The organism is Paenirhodobacter sp. YD-8 (genome assembly GCF_056590935.1).
The window spans coordinates 1,508,381-1,524,353 of record NZ_CM152649.1; the positions used below are offsets into that span (position 1 = coordinate 1,508,381).

At 69.3% G+C, this 15,973-nt stretch carries 22 protein-coding genes; 20 read left to right on the top strand and 2 right to left on the bottom strand.

What is annotated here, in order from left to right:
- Nucleotides 1-232: 232 nt before the first annotated feature.
- Both AC0QTQ_RS07340 and AC0QTQ_RS07345 read right to left on the bottom strand, forming a co-directional pair.
- Nucleotides 233-673, bottom strand: coding sequence for a glycine zipper domain-containing protein (locus tag AC0QTQ_RS07340; protein WP_121534995.1), 441 nt, complete (start codon nt 671-673; stop codon nt 233-235).
- Nucleotides 674-750: 77 nt separating this feature from the next.
- Entirely contained in the window at nt 751-1,386 is a 636-nt protein-coding gene (locus AC0QTQ_RS07345) for a LexA family transcriptional regulator (protein ID WP_480258914.1), read from the bottom strand.
- Between the two features lie 88 nt (nt 1,387-1,474).
- Between AC0QTQ_RS07345 and AC0QTQ_RS07350 the strand changes: the two genes are divergently transcribed.
- From AC0QTQ_RS07350 to AC0QTQ_RS07445, 20 genes are all read left to right on the top strand, one after another.
- Nucleotides 1,475-1,678: a hypothetical protein gene (locus AC0QTQ_RS07350; RefSeq protein WP_480258915.1), complete on the top strand. Its 204-nt coding sequence runs from the start codon at nt 1,475-1,477 to the stop codon at nt 1,676-1,678.
- A 159-nt stretch (nt 1,679-1,837) separates the two neighbouring features.
- Entirely contained in the window at nt 1,838-2,278 is a 441-nt protein-coding gene (locus AC0QTQ_RS07355) for a hypothetical protein (RefSeq protein WP_480258916.1), read from the top strand.
- A gap of 448 nt (nt 2,279-2,726) precedes the next feature.
- Nucleotides 2,727-3,074: a hypothetical protein gene (locus AC0QTQ_RS07360; RefSeq protein ID WP_480258917.1), complete on the top strand. Its 348-nt coding sequence runs from the start codon at nt 2,727-2,729 to the stop codon at nt 3,072-3,074.
- 36 nt (nt 3,075-3,110) lie between these two features.
- Nucleotides 3,111-3,722 (top strand): hypothetical protein, encoded by a 612-nt coding sequence (locus AC0QTQ_RS07365; RefSeq protein ID WP_480256541.1) that lies wholly within the window; start codon nt 3,111-3,113, stop codon nt 3,720-3,722.
- Nucleotides 3,723-3,927: 205 nt separating this feature from the next.
- A complete protein-coding gene (locus tag AC0QTQ_RS07370; RefSeq protein WP_480258918.1) occupies nt 3,928-4,515 on the top strand; it encodes a hypothetical protein in 588 nt (195 codons plus the stop codon).
- On the top strand, nt 4,512-5,327 hold the full coding sequence (locus tag AC0QTQ_RS07375; RefSeq protein ID WP_480258919.1) for a hypothetical protein: 816 nt from the start codon (nt 4,512-4,514) through the stop codon (nt 5,325-5,327). The genes AC0QTQ_RS07370 and AC0QTQ_RS07375 overlap by 4 nt, the downstream gene beginning before the upstream one ends.
- 95 nt (nt 5,328-5,422) lie before the next feature.
- Nucleotides 5,423-6,139: a hypothetical protein gene (locus tag AC0QTQ_RS07380; protein ID WP_480258920.1), complete on the top strand. Its 717-nt coding sequence runs from the start codon at nt 5,423-5,425 to the stop codon at nt 6,137-6,139.
- A gap of 46 nt (nt 6,140-6,185) precedes the next feature.
- Complete coding sequence (locus AC0QTQ_RS07385) at nt 6,186-6,533, top strand: hypothetical protein (protein ID WP_480258921.1); 348 nt, start codon at nt 6,186-6,188, stop codon at nt 6,531-6,533.
- Between the two features lie 107 nt (nt 6,534-6,640).
- Nucleotides 6,641-7,249: a hypothetical protein gene (locus AC0QTQ_RS07390; protein WP_480258922.1), complete on the top strand. Its 609-nt coding sequence runs from the start codon at nt 6,641-6,643 to the stop codon at nt 7,247-7,249.
- Nucleotides 7,249-9,330, top strand: a complete 2,082-nt coding sequence (locus AC0QTQ_RS07395; protein ID WP_480258923.1) for a phage terminase large subunit family protein — start codon at nt 7,249-7,251, stop codon at nt 9,328-9,330. Before AC0QTQ_RS07390 ends, AC0QTQ_RS07395 begins: the two co-directional genes overlap by 1 nt.
- Entirely contained in the window at nt 9,327-9,530 is a 204-nt protein-coding gene (locus tag AC0QTQ_RS07400) for a phage head-tail joining protein (protein ID WP_183077586.1), read from the top strand. The genes AC0QTQ_RS07395 and AC0QTQ_RS07400 overlap by 4 nt, the downstream gene beginning before the upstream one ends.
- Nucleotides 9,531-9,535: 5 nt before the next feature.
- The gene (locus tag AC0QTQ_RS07405; RefSeq protein ID WP_480258924.1) at nt 9,536-11,020 is read left to right on the top strand and encodes a phage portal protein; all 1,485 of its coding nucleotides are present in this window, start codon (nt 9,536-9,538) and stop codon (nt 11,018-11,020) included.
- Nucleotides 11,017-13,107, top strand: a complete 2,091-nt coding sequence (locus AC0QTQ_RS07410) for a ClpP-like prohead protease/major capsid protein fusion protein (protein ID WP_480258925.1) — start codon at nt 11,017-11,019, stop codon at nt 13,105-13,107. The genes AC0QTQ_RS07405 and AC0QTQ_RS07410 overlap by 4 nt, the downstream gene beginning before the upstream one ends.
- An 82-nt stretch (nt 13,108-13,189) precedes the next feature.
- Nucleotides 13,190-13,516 carry a DUF2190 family protein gene (locus AC0QTQ_RS07415; RefSeq protein ID WP_480258926.1) on the top strand — a complete coding sequence of 109 codons (327 nt, stop codon included), beginning with the start codon at nt 13,190-13,192 and terminating at the stop codon, nt 13,514-13,516.
- A gap of 4 nt (nt 13,517-13,520) precedes the next feature.
- Nucleotides 13,521-13,847 (top strand): head-tail joining protein, encoded by a 327-nt coding sequence (locus tag AC0QTQ_RS07420; protein WP_121534982.1) that lies wholly within the window; start codon nt 13,521-13,523, stop codon nt 13,845-13,847.
- A complete protein-coding gene (locus AC0QTQ_RS07425) occupies nt 13,844-14,257 on the top strand; it encodes a hypothetical protein (RefSeq protein ID WP_480258927.1) in 414 nt (137 codons plus the stop codon). The genes AC0QTQ_RS07420 and AC0QTQ_RS07425 overlap by 4 nt, the downstream gene beginning before the upstream one ends.
- 113 nt (nt 14,258-14,370) lie before the next feature.
- The gene (locus AC0QTQ_RS07430) at nt 14,371-14,607 is read left to right on the top strand and encodes a hypothetical protein (protein ID WP_480258928.1); all 237 of its coding nucleotides are present in this window, start codon (nt 14,371-14,373) and stop codon (nt 14,605-14,607) included.
- A gap of 2 nt (nt 14,608-14,609) precedes the next feature.
- The gene (locus AC0QTQ_RS07435; protein ID WP_480258929.1) at nt 14,610-15,056 is read left to right on the top strand and encodes a hypothetical protein; all 447 of its coding nucleotides are present in this window, start codon (nt 14,610-14,612) and stop codon (nt 15,054-15,056) included.
- 80 nt (nt 15,057-15,136) lie between these two features.
- Nucleotides 15,137-15,586, top strand: coding sequence for a hypothetical protein (locus tag AC0QTQ_RS07440; RefSeq protein WP_480258930.1), 450 nt, complete (start codon nt 15,137-15,139; stop codon nt 15,584-15,586).
- Nucleotides 15,587-15,639: 53 nt separating this feature from the next.
- Nucleotides 15,640-15,942 carry a hypothetical protein gene (locus tag AC0QTQ_RS07445; RefSeq protein WP_480258931.1) on the top strand — a complete coding sequence of 101 codons (303 nt, stop codon included), beginning with the start codon at nt 15,640-15,642 and terminating at the stop codon, nt 15,940-15,942.
- Nucleotides 15,943-15,973 lie beyond the last annotated feature (31 nt).

The window sequence follows — 15,973 nt, forward strand, 5'->3', positions numbered from 1 at the left end:
TGCACACCTGACATCCGACGGCACCCGCAGGACGCATGTGCAGCGAAAGCCCGGTTCGACGGGCCGCGCCGCCGCATACCCGGTATCGCTTCAACGGCAGCTATGGGCCGTGTCCAGCGTTTCCCGACGTCGGGCCTGACCGGAGCTATCGGGCGGGTGCGAATCTTCAAGGGCTCCGCTGAAAAGAAAGCCCGCCATTTCGGCGGGCTTGTGTTGCGGGCACGGAGGGTGGTTAGCCACGCCCAAAGTCGGTGAGCAGGGTGTAGCCACGGCCAGCCATGCAGCGATCGACAACTCGCCGCGGGCCATAGGTGACGAGGTCGTGGTCGTAATCCCCCGACCCGGCACCAGCGGCAGCACCGACCGCGGCGCCCGTCAGGATATAGTCATTGCGGTACCCGGTATTGGTGCCGGCGGCGGCGCCCACCAGCGCACCGACAATGAGGCCTGCGGCAAGGTTCTTGCCCATCTCTTTTTGCTGGCGCTCTTTGTAGTCCGCCTCGACCTGTAATGCGACGGCGCGGCAGGCTTGAAGATCTTTCTCGTAGCGCGCCTGATTGGTCTTCCCTGGATCGACGGCGGGTCGATACTCGGAAAGCGGCTGCACGGGCTCGCAGGCTGCAAGGAAGAGGAATGAGCCGGCGCAGAGCAGCGCCGCGGGTTTTCTGAACATGATCTTTCCAAATGATTATCGTCTTCAGGAAGGATCATCACAGGATCGTGAGCGGATTCGCAAGCTGAAAATGCGAATTATTCTATACGTTTGACGAACTCGGGCGGCAGGCTGAACTTTACAGGGGCCGCCCACTGCAGCCGAATGCCGTGCTGCGGATCGTGGTGTGGGTTCAGGGAAATAAGGGAAAAGGTTCCTTCCTCGAGCCCCGGCTTGATGTGCTTCACCCAAGCCCTGCCGCCGACATCTTCGCAAACACAAACCCGGCCGATGGCCTCGGTCGGTACGCCGAGAGCATCCCGGCTGTAGAACAGGATCGTTCCGGGCGGGTAGGCGGGGGACATGCTGTCACCCTCGACCTCGACTGCGACGATGCCGTGCGGATTGAGCTGCGGCGGGCAGGCAACGTGAAACAAGCCGTTTCCTTTGCCGAAGGCATCAACCAATTCGACTTCTGCTCCGGCACCGACACGGCCGGCGACGGCGATCATCGCGGTCGATGGATGCAGCTGCCCTGCATAGAAGTCATCCAAGGAAACGCCGAAGGCGGCGGCCACCTTCCTCGCGTCATCGACATTCGTCGTCTGGGATTTCCCCTGCTTCAGGTTCTTCAACTGCTCGTAGGAAACCCCCGCAGCAATCGCGATGCTGCGAAGCGACTTACCGGTTTCCGCGAGGGCGTGGTCCAGTGCCAGTTTGAAGGTGGTTTCCATGAGGGGAAATATACCCACATATCCGGCTTCGCGAATGGCGTAATAAGACCCTTGGCAATCGGGGTTTTTATACCCTATACCATATGCCATGGAACAGCTCATCCTCGACCTCTCTGCTTACGCTGACGCCACCGGGCGCTCGCCTCAGGCGGTGCTGCGGTCTGCGATCAACGCGAAATGGGGCACCTGGGACGCATGGCGCGCGGGCCGGTCGAGCCCGACGCTGTCGAGCGTCGACCGCGTGCGCCGCTACATGGCCGCCCATCCGCCGCTCCGCGAGGAGGCTGCGTGATGAGGCCGGTCGCCTTCCGCGGTTCGAGCCGTGCGCGCGCTTTCCCATGCCAGAGCTTTCGCATGGCTGCGGGCGCGTGTCACGGAATCCCGGTTTCTCCGGTGGTCACGGCCCGCGGCGCTTGCCGCCGGGTGCATCAGCCTTCTGCGGAGGTGGCCCATGTCTGACCGGGTGATGATCAACCAGTTCATGCACGCGCTGGTGTCGCGCGCGGGCGGGGTCGAGAACGCGGCGCGCTTCGTCGACGCGCGCCTCGGCATCCCGCTGGACCGCTCGGGGTTCTCGACGCGCAAGGGCACGTTCTCGAAGCGGCTGGCGGGGCATCTGGACTGGCCGCTGGTCGAGATCATGGCGCTCGAGGATGCGGTCGGCGACCCGGTCGTGCGGCGCTGGCTGGCGCGCAGCCTGCCCGAAACCACCGAGGCGATCGACCTGATGCTGTGCGTGTCCGAGACGGCGCGCGAGGTGGGCGAGGCGGTCGGTGCGGTTGCCGATCTCGCCTCGGGGCGGGGCGACCGGGCGCGGGCGCGCAAGGAAGTGCACGAGGCCCGCGGCGCGATCGACCGCCTCGCCGCCGCCGTTGACGGAGAGGAAGCATGAGCGCGTTCGGTCTCTCGGCTGACGTGCGCCCCGGTGGGCGGAGGCCTGCAATGAACCGCCCTCTGGATTTCCCGCCGGCCTGCGACCCTGTCCACGGGCGCCGCACGGCAGGCCGGCCAACTGGCGCGGCGGGCCGGTCCCGCCGCGCCCCTTTGGGGCTTTGCATGCAGGAGGCGGCACGATGACGGCGAAGGTGATCCATGTGCTTTCCGGCGGTGAGCGAGCCCTGATCAGCTGTGATGCGTGCTGCGCGCAAATCTCGTTTGACGTGCGCAAGCCGCTCGGAACGATCTCGAAGCGCACCGCAGCTAGCTCGGGCCACGCCATGAGACGAGCGGCCCTGTCCAAGGGGTGGAGCAATCCATCTGGCAAGCACTTCTGCCCCCGATGCACCAAACGCCGGCGTGGCGCCGATGAACCCAACCCCAAACCGATCGAGGAGAAGACGATGGTCCAGAAGACCGAGGCAAAGCAGGCGCTGCGGCAGCCGTCGCAGGAACAGCGCGGCGACATCATCGAGATGCTGGTGCTGACCTATGACCGCAAGGCGAAGCGCTACAAGGGGGCGGACACCGACAAGACGGTTGCCGAGGCCGTGGGCGCCTGGTGCCTGCCGGGCTGGGTGACCGAGATCCGCGAGCGGGACTTCGGCCCAGCGGGCGGCAACGAGGAGATCGAGGCGATCCGGGCCGAGATCGTCGCGGTGCAGGCGGACTGCGCCGAGCGGGTGGCGGGCCTGCGCAAGCGGCTCGATGCGGTCTGCGCGGCGATCGGGCCGCGGGCGGCGCGGATCTAGGGCAGGGCGCGGGCACTCTGCGCAGGAGGTGACGACATGATCGATCCGGCAAGGCCGCGGCTCGTGCAGATGGACGAGCTCGAGGAATATCCGATCGGCCGCGACGAGCGGCTCGACGCGCATTCCTTCGTGAAGTGGTGGCATCACCGCTGGCTGTCCTCGCGCACCTTCCGCCTGGCGTCCTGGGAGACGCAGGGGATGGCGCGGGCGCTGTTCGACATGTCGCAGACGGAAAGCCCGATCGGCACCTTGCCCGATGACGACGACGAGTTGGCGGTGATGCTGCGGGTCGAGCGGCGGCGGATTGGCGAGCTGCGGCGGTCCGAGTTCGGGCCGTTCCGGGGCTGGCGGCGGTGCCGCTGCGGCGACGAGGTGCGGCTGATGCACCCGGTCGTTCTCGAGCAGGTGCGCGATGCCCTCGACCGGCGCGAGGCGCGAGAGATGTCGCGCGAGGCGGCGGCGGTGCGCAAGCGGCGCGAGCGGCTGCGCGACGGGTTGGGCAAGCTCGGGCTGTCGGACGCCATTCTGGGCAGCGACCTGCTGATCGAGCGCATGGACGAGTGGATGCTCGCCAATGTGCGCGGCCGGCGGGATGGGCAATCCTATGGCGCGGCGCTGCTGCATGCGCGGCGCGAGAGATGGCTCTAGGCGGGGATGTGACTGTCCCGTGAGTGTCACGCGTGACGGTTTGTGACTGTCACGGACAGTCCGGGACAGTCACGCCTGTCGTGTGACAGTTCTGCCTAGAGAAGAAGAGACAAGAAAAGACAAGAAAAGACAGACGCGGCCGTGACGGCCGGGCAACGGCGCCTGTGGATAACTTCGGCAATGCGATGAGAAGGGAACAGGTGGAATGGACAGTGCAGAACAGGCAGCCGGCGAGCGTCGGGTGCGGGAATTGCTGATCGAGCCGCTTGAGCGGCGGGGGCTGGCGCGGCCGAGCAGCCTGACGCGGGCGCAATACGAGGAGATGTGCCGCGACCTCTGCGCGCGGCTCGCCTACATGGACAGCCTCAGCCTCGAGGCGCTTGAGGAACAGGTGGCGGCGAACCCGGCGGGCAAGGATCTGGACCGGTTGCCGATCGCGAACCGGATCCTCGACTGGGCCGGGCAGATCCAGCCGCCGCGCGATGACAGCGTGTCGCCGCTGATGCGGCGGGCGTTCTCGCACCGCATGGGCATGGCCGCGATCGAGCAGGGCTGGGGGCCGGAACTGCTCGACTACCTGCGCCGCAAGCGGCTGTGGCCCGGCGAGTTCATGGTCGGCGAGCTGCGCAAGGCCGGTCATGACAATGCGCGGCAGATGGTGCTGATCGAAGAGCGTCTTGCCGCGGGCCGGGCAGTGCCGCCCGAGCAGGCGCGCTGGCGCGACGAGCGGGCCGCGGCCGCGGCGCGGTGCCGCCGGATCGCCGAGATGGTGCAGGCCGGGGGTGCGGCATGAGCACGATGGCGGATGTGGTGCGGCCTGCGGGCGTGTCGGCGCAGGACTGGGCGCGGCTGAGTGCGGCGCAGCGTCTGGCGGCGGGCGAGCTGCTGGCGGTGCGCCCGGCCGAGATCTCGGTGACGCGCTGGCTCACGATGGGCGAGGCGGGACGGCGGGCGGCGCTGCTGCAGGCGGCGACGGCGCCCGAGGTCTGCGGCCCCGCGATCCCGGTGGCGCCGGCGCGCGGGGCGTGCCGGGTGTTCACCGTGCGCCAGATCCGGCCGGGCACGCGCAACACGATCGAGGATGCGGGCTATCAGGGCCCGGGCGAGGCGCAGCCGCGCCGGGCGGTGCGGGCGGCCGATGTCTTCGACCGGATGGAGGCGCGGGCGCAGGCGGCGCAGAAGCCCGCGCCCTTCACGCCCGGGCAGATCGCCATTGCGCGGCTCTATCGGACGCTCGTCGAGCGGCATGAGGCCGGGGCGATCAAGCTCTCGAGCCTCGAGGGCCGGACGGGCGGTTCGGGCCGGGGCGTCGACGTGACCGACCTGCGGCTCGAGGAAGCGCGCAAGATCGCGCTCTTGCGCCGGCGGATCGGCGACGGGGCGGCGATGGTGGTGCGCCGGGTGCGGCCGAGTGCGCGCGGGGCCGGGGCCTCGATCATCCTCGACCGCCGTCTCGTGGATGCGGTTTGCCTCGAGGACATGGACCTGAGCAGCGTGCTGGCGGCGCATGGTTGGAACGTGGACGGCACGCATCGCAAGCGCCTTGTCGCGGCGCTTGTGGCCGCCCTCGACCGGATGCAGGGGTATCCGCAGAAAGGGGATTGACGCTTATCACCACCGGCGGCATATCTCTTCCTATGATCTACACGAGCGCCCGGCGGGAACCACCCGACCGGGCGTTCCTGTTTCGCGAGGTGGAGATGGCCGAGATTGCTCTGGACGTCTCGGGCTTCGTCGCTGCGCTGAAGGTGATGGCCGAGCGGGATCTCCGCATCGCCGCGACCTGGGCGCTGAACGACACGGCAGACGAAGTCAAAGACCACATCCGCGACCGGATGACGATCGTCTTCGACCGGCCGACGAAGTTCACCGAGAACGCCTTCTACGTGAAGAAGGCGCGGGTCGACGATCTGACGGCAGCCGTGATGGAACGCCCGACGCGGGCCTCGCGCGACTATCTGAAGGTCGAGGAAGCCGGCGGGACGCGCCGGCCGACCGGGTTCGAGGGGCAGATGCAGCGGGCGCTGGCCTATGACGGGCTGATCTCGGCGGTGATCCCGGCCGACGAGGCGCGGCTCGATGCCTATGGCAACTGGTCGGTGGGCGAGCGCAATCAGGTGATGTCGGCGCTGAAGATCCAGCGCGACTATGCCGCGAACGCCACCGCGCGCTCGACCCTGAGCGGGCGCAAGCGCAAGCGCTCGACCTACTTCGTGCCGCAGTCGGGGCTTTACCCGGGGATCTACCGCAAGGACGCCTCGGGCAATATCGGCATCGTCGCGATCCTCACGGACAAGGTGCCGAGATACGCACCGCGGCTCGACTTCCACGAGGAGGCGATGGCGGTCTTCGAGGCGCGGCTGCAAGGCCATCTGTCGAGGACGCTGAACCAGATGTTCTACAAGCGGCTTCGCTAGGCCGCGACCGGCCCCATGATCGGGGCGGAAACCAGGAGATCGGAACATGGATATCGTTCGCATCGTCCCGCCGCCTGGTGAGGGCGTCAAATCCGGCTGCGGAACGAAGGTGCTGATGCCAGACGGGACGGAGGTGCCGTTCGTCACCTCGGTGACAGTTACCTTCGCGCCTGACAGTCCGGTCAGGGCAGAAGTCGAGGTCGCGACCGACTTCGTGGAAGAGATCTCGGCGCACCCGCTCCTTGGCCTCGATACGCTGAAAGCCTCGGCCGCGCGGTATGGGCTCCAGCTGGTCCCTGTCGATAGAACCGTGAGCTGCGTGACCCTCTCGGGAAAGACGATCCATCGTCTGATCCCCGCGGGTCCTTCCCGGGCACCCTCGTCGCACGGGTAATTCGCACCCCGTTCGTTTCGGCCCGCTTAACGACCGGGCAAGCCTTAACCTGCCGGGACTTAACAAGACCCGGCGGGCTTTACCAGCCAACCATGGGAGATTGCGGCGTGCAGGTGAATGCCACGACGCTCGCGCAGCGCCTTGGCGTGTCGAAGGCGCGCATTTCGCAATACGTCGCCCAGGGCACTCTGGCCGGGTGCTTCACCGGCGAGGGACGGGCGCGGCGGTTCGACCTCGATCTGGTGCAGCAGGCGCTGCATCAGCGCCTCGACCCGGGGCAGATGCTGGGCAACGGGGCGGGCACGCGCGCGGCGTTGCGGGACCTCGATGCCCCGACGCCGCGCACGGCGCCGCGGACCGACAGCCTGCTCGAGCCGCGGGACCCGGACCGCTACGAGCTCGCGCGGATCCTCAACGCCGAGGAAGACGCCCGCCGCAAGCGCCGCGACAACGAGCGCGACGAGGGCCGGTGGGTGCTGGCCGATGAGGTCGAGCGCATCAGCGGGCAGGCGCTCGCGCGCGAGATCGGTCTGTTCGAGGCGGTGCTGAAGGATGCGGCCCGCGCCGTCGCCGATGGCCTCGGGGTCGATTACCGCGAGGTGCGGCAGATCCTGATGGCGGAATGGCGCAGCTACCGGACCGCGCGGGCCGGGCAGATCCGCGGCCTGGCGGAGGCGGCGCAGATGACGGATGCGGAACGGGAGGCGACGGTCTGATGGGGTTCCTGTCTTCGGCCGCGGCCGCAGTCGAGCGCGGCCTCGCCGTCGCGATGGTGCCGCCGCCGCCGCCCGACATCACGCGCTGGTGCGAGGACAACATCGAATTCGACGAGCGCTCGCCGTTTCCCGGGCCGTTCCGGATCGATCGGTTTCCGTTCCTGCGCCGCATCCACGAGGTGCTGTCGCCCGAGCATCCCTGCCGCGAGGTGACGGTGCGCGGCTCGGCGCAATGGGGCAAGACGGTCTCGGTGCTGAACCCGGCGGTGGCCGCCTGGCACGAGTACGGGCCGCTCGACAGCCTGGTTGTGCATCCGACCACCTCGGCGGCGACGGAATGGGTGCGCACGAAGTGGATGCCGATGCGCCGCTCGGCGCCGTCGCTGCGGGCGATCTTCGGGGATGGCCGGGGCGAGCAGACCGACACGCTGCACAATCAGGAGACCATCGCGCGCACCGGCACGCTGAAGGTCACCTCGGCCGGCTCGCCCGACGATCTCGCCGGCACGACGCGGCGCCTCGTGCTGATGGATGACGTGGCGAAGTTCGAGATGACGCCGAAGGGCGACCCGGAAGAGCTGGCGGCGAGCCGCGCCGCGGGCTTCGAGGATGCGAAGATCGTGCGGATCTCGACGCCGCAGATCGTCGGCACCTGCCGGATCACCCGCGCTTTCCTGCGCTCGACGCAGGAGCACTACCATGTGCCCTGTCCGCATTGCGGCAACATGGCGCCGCTGACCTGGGATAACTTCCGCCGCAACCTCGACCCCGAGAGGCTGCATGCGGCGCATTTCAGCTGCGAGGCCTGCGGCGGGGTGATCGGGCACGGCCACAAGGTGGCGATGGTCGCGGCGGGGCAATGGGTCGCGCACAACCCGAAGGGCGATCACCCGGGGTTCCACCTGTGGCGCGCCTATGTGCCGCAGCGGGACTGGGCCTCGATCGCCGTCGAATATGCCCGGGTCATGGGCTGGACGAGTGTCGCGCTGACGCCGGACGGCAAGGCGAAGCTCGCCGAACAGGTCGACGCCCAGACCGAGCAGACGTTCTGGAACGACGTGCTCGGCCTGCCTTACGAGCAGGCGAGCAAGGGGCCGGACTGGGAGAAGCTGCGCGACCGCGTCGAGGCGCCGGCCGAAGGGGCGGTGCCGCCGATCCAGCGCGGCACCGTGCCGGCGCAAGGGGTGATCCTTGCCTGCGGCGTCGACTGCCAGGGCGACCGGATCGAGGCGCAGATCGTGGCCTTCGGGCGGAACTATCGCCGGTGGGTGATCGACTATCAGGTGATCCCGCATCACATCAGCACGGAGGAGGCGCGCCTCGCGCTGAACCAGCTGCTGAAGTCTGCCTGGCGCACCGAGGCCGGCCGGCGGGTCGCGCTCGATGTGCTGGCGATCGACGGCGGCGCCTATACCGAGGACGTCTGGGACTGGGCGCTCGGCCATCCCTACACCCGGGTGATCGTGACGAAGGGCGCGACCAGCGCGCTGGCGCAGCCGCTGAAGCGGATGGAATTCGACAAGCGCACCGACCGGATGGCGCGGCGCAAGAAGCGTCAGGGCTTCATCGTCGGGGTCAGCCAGCTGAAGGGCGACTTCTATGCCTGGCTCGACAAGACCGACCCGGCGGAGCGCGGCTATTGCGCGTTCGCGGCGGGGCTCGGCGACGAATACTATCGGCAGGTCACGGCCGAGGTGCGGGTGCTGAAGCGGGCGAGCTCGGGCGTGATGACGAGCCGCTGGGTCATCTCGGAAGCCGGGCGGCGCAACGAGGCGCTCGACACGATGCTGATGGCGGAAGCCGGGGCGCGCTTCAAGCACTGGACCTACATGTCCGATGCCGCCTGGGATCAGCTCGACGCCGAACGCGGCGGCGGCCCCGAGGAGGCGCAGGGCGATCTCTTCGCGGCGGCGGTGCCCGTCGTCGCGGACCTGCCCAGGCCGCTCAGCGCGCGGGCGATGGCGCAAGATCCGGCGCCGGCGCCGGCGCTGCCGCGGGGCGGAAAGCCCCGCCCCGAACAGAAACCGACAACCGCAGATGCAAATCCGGGCTGGGTGCCCGACCGGGAGGATTGGCTATGAGCTTCACGCAGGAACAGCTCGACGCGCTGCGCGCGGCCCGGGCCACGGGGGCGCTCGAGGTGAGCCAGGGCAACGAGCGGGTGCGCTATCGCAGCCTCGCCGAGCTCAACCAGGTGATCGCCCGGGCCGAGGCGGCGGTGGCCGGGACGGGCACGCGCCGGCCGACGCATTTCCAGCCGGTGTTCGACAGGGGCACGTGAGCGACATGGGCATGAACATCCTCGACCGGGCGCTTCGGCAGATCGCGCCCCGCACCGCGCTGCGCCGGGTGCAGGCGCGCGCGGCGCTCGACGTGCTGATGCGCTACGAGGCGGCGACGCCCGGCGGGCGGGCCAGTTCGTGGCGGCCGGCCGCGACCGATGCGGACAGCGAGGCGGGCGCGGCGCGCCAGCGCCTCGCCTTCGTCGCCCGCGACATGGTGCGCAACACCGCCTTCGCCACGCGGGTGCAGACGGTCATCGCGAACAACGTGGTGGGCGACGGCATCATCCCGAAGGTGACGGGGCGCTCGAAGGCGGCGCGCGAAAGCCTGCTGCGCGCGGTCGAAGCGCATTGCGACACCACGGCGATCGACGCCGACGGGCGGCAGAACCTCTACGGGCTGCAGCGGCTGGCGATGAACACCGTGGTCGAGGCGGGCGAGGTGCTGATCCGCTACCGGCCGCGCGACCTCGGCGACGGGCTGCCGCTGCCGTTCCAGCTGCAGATCCTCGAGCCCGACTATCTGGACGGCAGCCGGGACGGTGCGCTCGCGAATGGCAATACCGTTCTGGGCGGGATCGAGTTCGACCAGATCGGCCGGCGCGTGGCCTATCATCTCTTCACCGAGCATCCGGGCGCAAACATGCGCCGGCTGCGCTTCGAGAGCCGGCGCATCCCGGCAGACCTCGTGCTGCACATCTACCGCCAGGACCGCCCCGGGCAGATGCGCGGGGTGAGCTGGTTCGCCCCGGTTGCCCTGCGGCTGCAGGACTTCGCCGACGGTCAGGACGCGCATCTCGTGCGACAGAAGATCGCCGCCTGCTTTGCCGCATTCCGCGTCGCCCCGGATGCCGAGTTCGAGGCGGCGGATGCGACCGACCCGGCCTCGCTCGGCAAGATCATCCCCGGGCGCATCCAGAACCTGCAGCCGGGCGAGGATATCCGCTTCGGGACGCCGCCGCAGGTGGGCGGGGTCGACGAGTTCTATCGCTGGGTGATGCGCGCGGTGAGCGCCGATGTCGGCATCACCTACGAGGCGCTGACCAACGACTTCTCGAACGTCAACTTCTCCTCGGCCCGGATGGGGCGGGTGGAGATGGATCGCAACGTGTCGTCCTGGCAATGGCTGATGATGGTGCCGCAGATGATGCAGCCAGTCGGGCGCTGGATCGTCGACGCCTGGCGGCTGACGTCCGGGGCGCGCGCGGCGGCCGTGGGCCTCGAGTGGGTGCCGCCGCCGCGGGTGATCGTCGATCCGACGCGCGAGATCCTCGCCATGGCGGACGAGGTGCGGGCGGGCTTCGTGAGCCGGTCCGAGATGATCCGCCGCCTCGGCTACGACCCCGAGCGCGTGCTCGAGGAGATCATCGCGGAGCGCAAGGCGGATCGGACGGCCGGTCTGGTCTTCGACAGCGATGCCGGGGCGCAGGTGCCCCTTCGCGCCTATCCGGCGGATGGCGCAGAGCAATCAGCAAAGGAGCAGGGATGAACGAGATCCGTCTTTACGGCAGTTGCGGCAACGCCTGGTGGGACGAGGAGTTCTTCACCGCCGCGCAGGTGCGCGAGCAGCTTGCCGCGATGAGCGGCCCGGTGACGGTGCGGATCAACTCGGGGGGCGGCATCGCCGCCGAGGGGCAGGCGATCTACACGATGCTCGTCGACTATCCCGGCGAGGTGCATGTGGTGATCGACGCCGTGGCGATGTCCTCGGCCAGCCTGATCGCGATGGCGGGCGACACGATCACGATGCGGCTTGGCAGCTACATGCTGGTGCACGACCCGGCGAGCCCCTGTGCCGAGGGCCGGGGCACCGAGGCCGACCATCTGCGCGTTGCGCAGCAGCTGCGGGTGATCGCGGATGCCTATGCGGCGGTCTACGCGACGCGCACCGGGATCGGCGCCGAGGAGGCGCGCCGGATCATGCGCGACGAGACGGTGATGGATGGGCCGACCGCGCTGGCGCTCGGCTTCGCGACGGCCGTCGACGACAGCGCCCCGGCCGAGCCGGTCGCGCGCTTCGATTACCGGATCTACGCCCACGCGCCGGACGCGCTGCGCGAGGCGTCGAAGAGCCTGGGCGACGCGCCCGGGCGAACGGCCATGATGGCCATGATGTCGGGCATGTCCCGCAAACCCACGAAGGAGATCGAGATGGCGGGCACCACCGTGACCACCACGCCGGCGGATGACCCCGCCGTGACCACCGCGGGCACCACCGCGGGCACCACCGCGCCGGCGCCGGGCAATCAGGCGCCGGGCAATCAGCCGGCCGACCCGGCCGCGACGATCACCGCCTCGGGCGATGACCGCGCGCGCTGCCAGCGCATTCGCGATCTGGTCGAGATGTCGGGGCTCGGCTCGGACGCCGCGCTCGACATGATCACCCGCGGCCTCAGTGCGCATGACGCGCTGGCCGAGGTTCTGGCGAAGCGCAAGGAAAAGGATCTGCAGATGAGCGGCACTCTCCACTCGGGCCACCGCCCGGCGACGATCGTCGCCGATGCCCGCGACCGGTTCGTGCAGGGCGTCGAGCGGTCGCTGATGGCCAAGGTCGGCCTGACGGGCGGCGAGCGCAACGAGTTCTCCAGCATGACGCTGAGCGAGCTCGCGCGCGAATCGATCGCCATGTCGGGGCAGCGTGCGACCTTCGCCTCGAAGCTCGAGCTGGTGGGCCATGCCTTCACCATGGCCGGCACGCACGGCACCTCGGACTTCGGCAACATCTTGCAGAACATCCAGGGCAAGGCGGCGCTCGCCGGCTGGGACGAGGCCGAGGAGACCTATCCGCTCTTCACCCGCGCCGGCACGCTCACCGACTTCAAGGCGACGAAGCGCGTCGGGCTGGGCAACTTCACCTCGCTCGAGAAGGTCGCGGAAGGGGCGAACTACAGCTTCGGCACCATCGGCGATCGCGGCGAGCCGATCGTGCTGGCGACCTACGGCAAGATGATCCGGATCTCGCGCACGGCGATCATCAACGACGATCTGGCGATCCTCGGCTCGCTGCCGCGCAAGATGGGGCGGGCCGCCCGGCGCACCGTCGGCGATCTGGTCTTCGCGATCCTGACCGGCAATCCGGCGATGTCGGACGGTATCGCGCTGTTCCACGCGACCCACCGCAACCTCGCCGCGGCGGGCTCGGCGCCCTCGGTCGCCAGCATGTCGGATGCGCGCACGGCGCTGCGCACGCAGCGCGAGACCGCGGACGGGCCGGCGCTCAACATCGCGCCGCGCTACATGATCGTGCCGGCCGCGCAGGAGACGATCACGCGCCAGCTGCTGACCTCGGCGGTCGATCCGCAGGCGGGCAAGGGGCATGCGACCAACCCGGTCGCGGGCATGGCCGAGCTGGTGGTCGACGGTCGCCTCGATGCGACCTCGGCCAGCGCCTGGTATCTCGCCGCCGATCCGAACGGCTTCGACACGATCGAGGTCGCCTATCTCGACGGCGTGCAGGCGCCCTATCTGGAACAGCAGCAGATGTGGACCGCCGACGGTGTCGAGATGAAGGTGCGCATCGATGCGGGCGTCGCGCCGCTCGACTTCCGCACGATGTACAAGAACCCCGGCGTCTGACCGGCGCCGGCGATGACCTGACGAAAGGGCGGCCTCGGCCGCCCTTCGTCGTTCCAGCCCCCTGAACACAGAAGGAACCTCCATGAAAAATCTCGTCAACGACGGCGGCAACGTCACCGTCCCGGCGCCTTACGATGTGGCCTCGGGCGAGGGCGTTCTCGTCGGTGCGCTCTTCGGTGTCGCCCAGACGGCGGCGCTCTCGGGCACCCCGGTCGTGCTCGAACTGGGCGGGACCTATGACCTGGCGAAGGCCGGCTCGCAGGCCTGGGCCCTCGGCGCCCAGATCTACTGGGATGCGGCGGCAAAGCTCTGCACCACGACTGACACCGGCAACACCGCGATCGGCAAGGCGGTGCTCGCGGTCGGCGGCAGCGCTGCCGAGACGGTCGGGCGCGTGGTGCTGACGTAAGCCGATGGTCAGCGTGTTCGACGGCATGGGGCGGATCTGCACGATGGCCTTCGGCGCCGGCGTCACCTATCTCGCCGCGGGCAAGCCGGCCCGTGTCGTGCCCTCGAAGTTCCGCGAGGCGCCGGTCGAGATCGAGGATGACGACGGGCGCATGGTGCTGATCATCGCCCCGACCTGGTGGGTGCGGCGCGACCTCGTGCCCGAGATCGCCCGCGGCGACCGGATCGAGCCGGGCAACGGCAAGACCTACACGGTGATCACCGACCGCCCGAACGGCTCCCCGGCCTCGGACGCGACCCTGATCTGCGAACTTGAACGGATCTTCCCGTGAGCGCGCGGGGGAGCTTCCGGGCGATCGCGCGGGCGGCGCTTGCGGCCGATCCGCGGATGTCGGGGTTCACGCTGCTCTCGGCCTGGGCGGGGGGCATCAATGCCGAGCTCTTGCCGGTGATCGGCGTGGTGACGCCGCAGGAGCGGGTGGCGCCGCTGACGCTCAAGCAGGCGCAGCGCACGCTGCGGCTGCAGGTGGTGGCCAAGCGCCTCGGTGCGGCCGAGCTCGAGGATGAGATCGACCTCGATGCCGACGCGATCGAGGCCTGTGTGACCGCGGCGATGCTGGCCCAGGGCATCCGCTGCCTGCCCGAGGAGGTCACCACCACGCTCAATGGCGAGGGCGAGCAGCGGATCGGCACCGTCGTCGTGGGCTTCGGGATCGAGTACCGCCGCCCGATCGGCGGCTGAGGGCGCGGCGCGATCCGCGCCCGCCGCAGCAAACCGCGCCGGCCGCAATTCCGCGGCCGGGGCGTTCCGGGGCCCCGCCGGCGTGCGGGGCCTCGTCATTCGAGGAGGCGCACATGCCGAAAGTCACCAACCTGGGGAAGGGCGATGTGACCCTTCCGAGCGGCCACAGGCTGCCCGCCGGCAAGGCGGTCGAGATCGACCAGTCCGTGCTGGACATCGTCGACAACCGCAACGTCCTGCGCGGCCGGCTGGCCGCGAAGACGATCGAGATCACCGGGACCGCGGCCGCGGCCGCCGCCCCGGCGAAGACCGCAACGCCCGAGATCTCGGGCACTGAGAAGAAAGGCTGACCATGACCAACATGACCTATATCGGCGCCACCATCGAGGTGGCCGCGGGCAAGCCCGCCACGATCGACGCCACGGGCTTCGGCGCGATGAGCTTTGCCGAGGTCGGCGAGATCCTTGAATGGGGCGAGATCGGCGACACCTCCGAGGACTCGACCGAGACCACGCTGAAGGGCCGGGTGCTGCACACCAACGGCGCGGTCGACGGCGGCACCTCGGACTTCACCTTCCTGCGCAGCAAGGACAGCTCCGATGCCGGTCGGGATCTGCTGATCGCGAAGAACAACACCAACGACGACGTGTCCTTCAAGATCACCGACCCGGACGGCGAGATCTCCTATTTCCACGGCAAGGTCGCGAATGTGCGCGACCGCGCGCGCTCGGCCTCGACGCAGAAGGGCATGAGCGGGCAGGCCCGGATCAACTGCGCCGTCGTGCGCGTCGCCGCCTGACACAGGGCGCGGCCGCGGTTCCCCCGCGGCCGGCCATTTCTGCGACCCACCCCCAAGACAAGAGACAGAGGAAGAAGACGATGGATTTTGCCCAGTTCGACAGCCGCTCGGCAGCCGAGAAGCCCGGCCGCGTGCACCTGTTGCACCCGGTCACCGGCGCCGAGCTTTACGCCGATGCCGAGCAGACGAAGCCCTGCATCGTGCTGGTGCGCGGCACCGAGAGCCGCACGGCGCAGAAGGCGCTGCGGGTGGCCCAGCAGGAGCGGATGAAGGCGAAGCCGAAGAAGGGCGACCTGCAGATGCTCGAGGATCTGCACGCGCAGATGGTCGACAGCGCGGTGCCGCTGATCGCGGGCTTCGAGAATGTCTCGCGCGGCGAGGCGGCGCTGACGGTGGCCGAGGACGACATCCGCTGGTTCCTGAACCTGCAGATGGTGAACGGGCAGGAGGGCGAGCGCTCCTTCGTCGAACAGGTGCTGACCTTCGCCTCGCGCCGCGACAGCTACCTGGGAAACGCCGCGGCCGCCTGATCCTCTACGCGCGCCAGCTCGGGCATCTGCACTCGGTGCCCAAAAGCTGGACGGTGTCGCGGCTGACCTTCGCGCACAAGCGCGGCCGCGACCTGCGCCTGCCGGTGCTCGACGCCGGGCAGTATCTGGTCGAGGCGATGCAGATCCTCGGGCCGCTCCGGCCCGGGCTCGCCGAGGCGCGCGCCACCGACTGGCCCGAGATCGCGGCCTTCGCCCATGCGACCGAGCGGCTGTCCGAGCCCTGGGAGATCGAGACGCTCGCGGCGATGTGCGCGGGCTATTGCGCGGCCCTGAAGGCCGGAGAGGACCCGCTGGCGATCGCGCCGGTGGATCTCGATGACACCACGGCGGGCTGAGCGGCCCGCCGTTTCCCCTTGCACGATCGGA

What these genes read in the sequence shown, in the direction of transcription:
- AC0QTQ_RS07355 (WP_480258916.1), top strand. Translation starts at nt 1,838, where the DNA reads ATGTCTGACCGGGTGATGATCAACCAGTTCATGCACGCGCTGGTGTCG.
- AC0QTQ_RS07385 (WP_480258921.1), top strand. Translation starts at nt 6,186, where the DNA reads ATGGATATCGTTCGCATCGTCCCGCCGCCTGGTGAGGGCGTCAAATCC.
- AC0QTQ_RS07345 (WP_480258914.1), bottom strand. Translation starts at nt 1,386, where the DNA reads ATGGAAACCACCTTCAAACTGGCACTGGACCACGCCCTCGCGGAAACC.
- AC0QTQ_RS07380 (WP_480258920.1), top strand. Translation starts at nt 5,423, where the DNA reads ATGGCCGAGATTGCTCTGGACGTCTCGGGCTTCGTCGCTGCGCTGAAG.
- AC0QTQ_RS07405 (WP_480258924.1), top strand. Translation starts at nt 9,536, where the DNA reads ATGGGCATGAACATCCTCGACCGGGCGCTTCGGCAGATCGCGCCCCGC.
- AC0QTQ_RS07350 (WP_480258915.1), top strand. Translation starts at nt 1,475, where the DNA reads ATGGAACAGCTCATCCTCGACCTCTCTGCTTACGCTGACGCCACCGGG.
- AC0QTQ_RS07410 (WP_480258925.1), top strand. Translation starts at nt 11,017, where the DNA reads ATGAACGAGATCCGTCTTTACGGCAGTTGCGGCAACGCCTGGTGGGAC.
- AC0QTQ_RS07370 (WP_480258918.1), top strand. Translation starts at nt 3,928, where the DNA reads ATGGACAGTGCAGAACAGGCAGCCGGCGAGCGTCGGGTGCGGGAATTG.
- AC0QTQ_RS07395 (WP_480258923.1), top strand. Translation starts at nt 7,249, where the DNA reads ATGGGGTTCCTGTCTTCGGCCGCGGCCGCAGTCGAGCGCGGCCTCGCC.
- AC0QTQ_RS07365 (WP_480256541.1), top strand. Translation starts at nt 3,111, where the DNA reads ATGATCGATCCGGCAAGGCCGCGGCTCGTGCAGATGGACGAGCTCGAG.
- AC0QTQ_RS07375 (WP_480258919.1), top strand. Translation starts at nt 4,512, where the DNA reads ATGAGCACGATGGCGGATGTGGTGCGGCCTGCGGGCGTGTCGGCGCAG.
- AC0QTQ_RS07415 (WP_480258926.1), top strand. Translation starts at nt 13,190, where the DNA reads ATGAAAAATCTCGTCAACGACGGCGGCAACGTCACCGTCCCGGCGCCT.
- AC0QTQ_RS07400 (WP_183077586.1), top strand. Translation starts at nt 9,327, where the DNA reads ATGAGCTTCACGCAGGAACAGCTCGACGCGCTGCGCGCGGCCCGGGCC.
- AC0QTQ_RS07435 (WP_480258929.1), top strand. Translation starts at nt 14,610, where the DNA reads ATGACCAACATGACCTATATCGGCGCCACCATCGAGGTGGCCGCGGGC.
- AC0QTQ_RS07440 (WP_480258930.1), top strand. Translation starts at nt 15,137, where the DNA reads ATGGATTTTGCCCAGTTCGACAGCCGCTCGGCAGCCGAGAAGCCCGGC.
- AC0QTQ_RS07430 (WP_480258928.1), top strand. Translation starts at nt 14,371, where the DNA reads ATGCCGAAAGTCACCAACCTGGGGAAGGGCGATGTGACCCTTCCGAGC.
- AC0QTQ_RS07420 (WP_121534982.1), top strand. Translation starts at nt 13,521, where the DNA reads ATGGTCAGCGTGTTCGACGGCATGGGGCGGATCTGCACGATGGCCTTC.
- AC0QTQ_RS07340 (WP_121534995.1), bottom strand. Translation starts at nt 673, where the DNA reads ATGTTCAGAAAACCCGCGGCGCTGCTCTGCGCCGGCTCATTCCTCTTC.
- AC0QTQ_RS07360 (WP_480258917.1), top strand. Translation starts at nt 2,727, where the DNA reads ATGGTCCAGAAGACCGAGGCAAAGCAGGCGCTGCGGCAGCCGTCGCAG.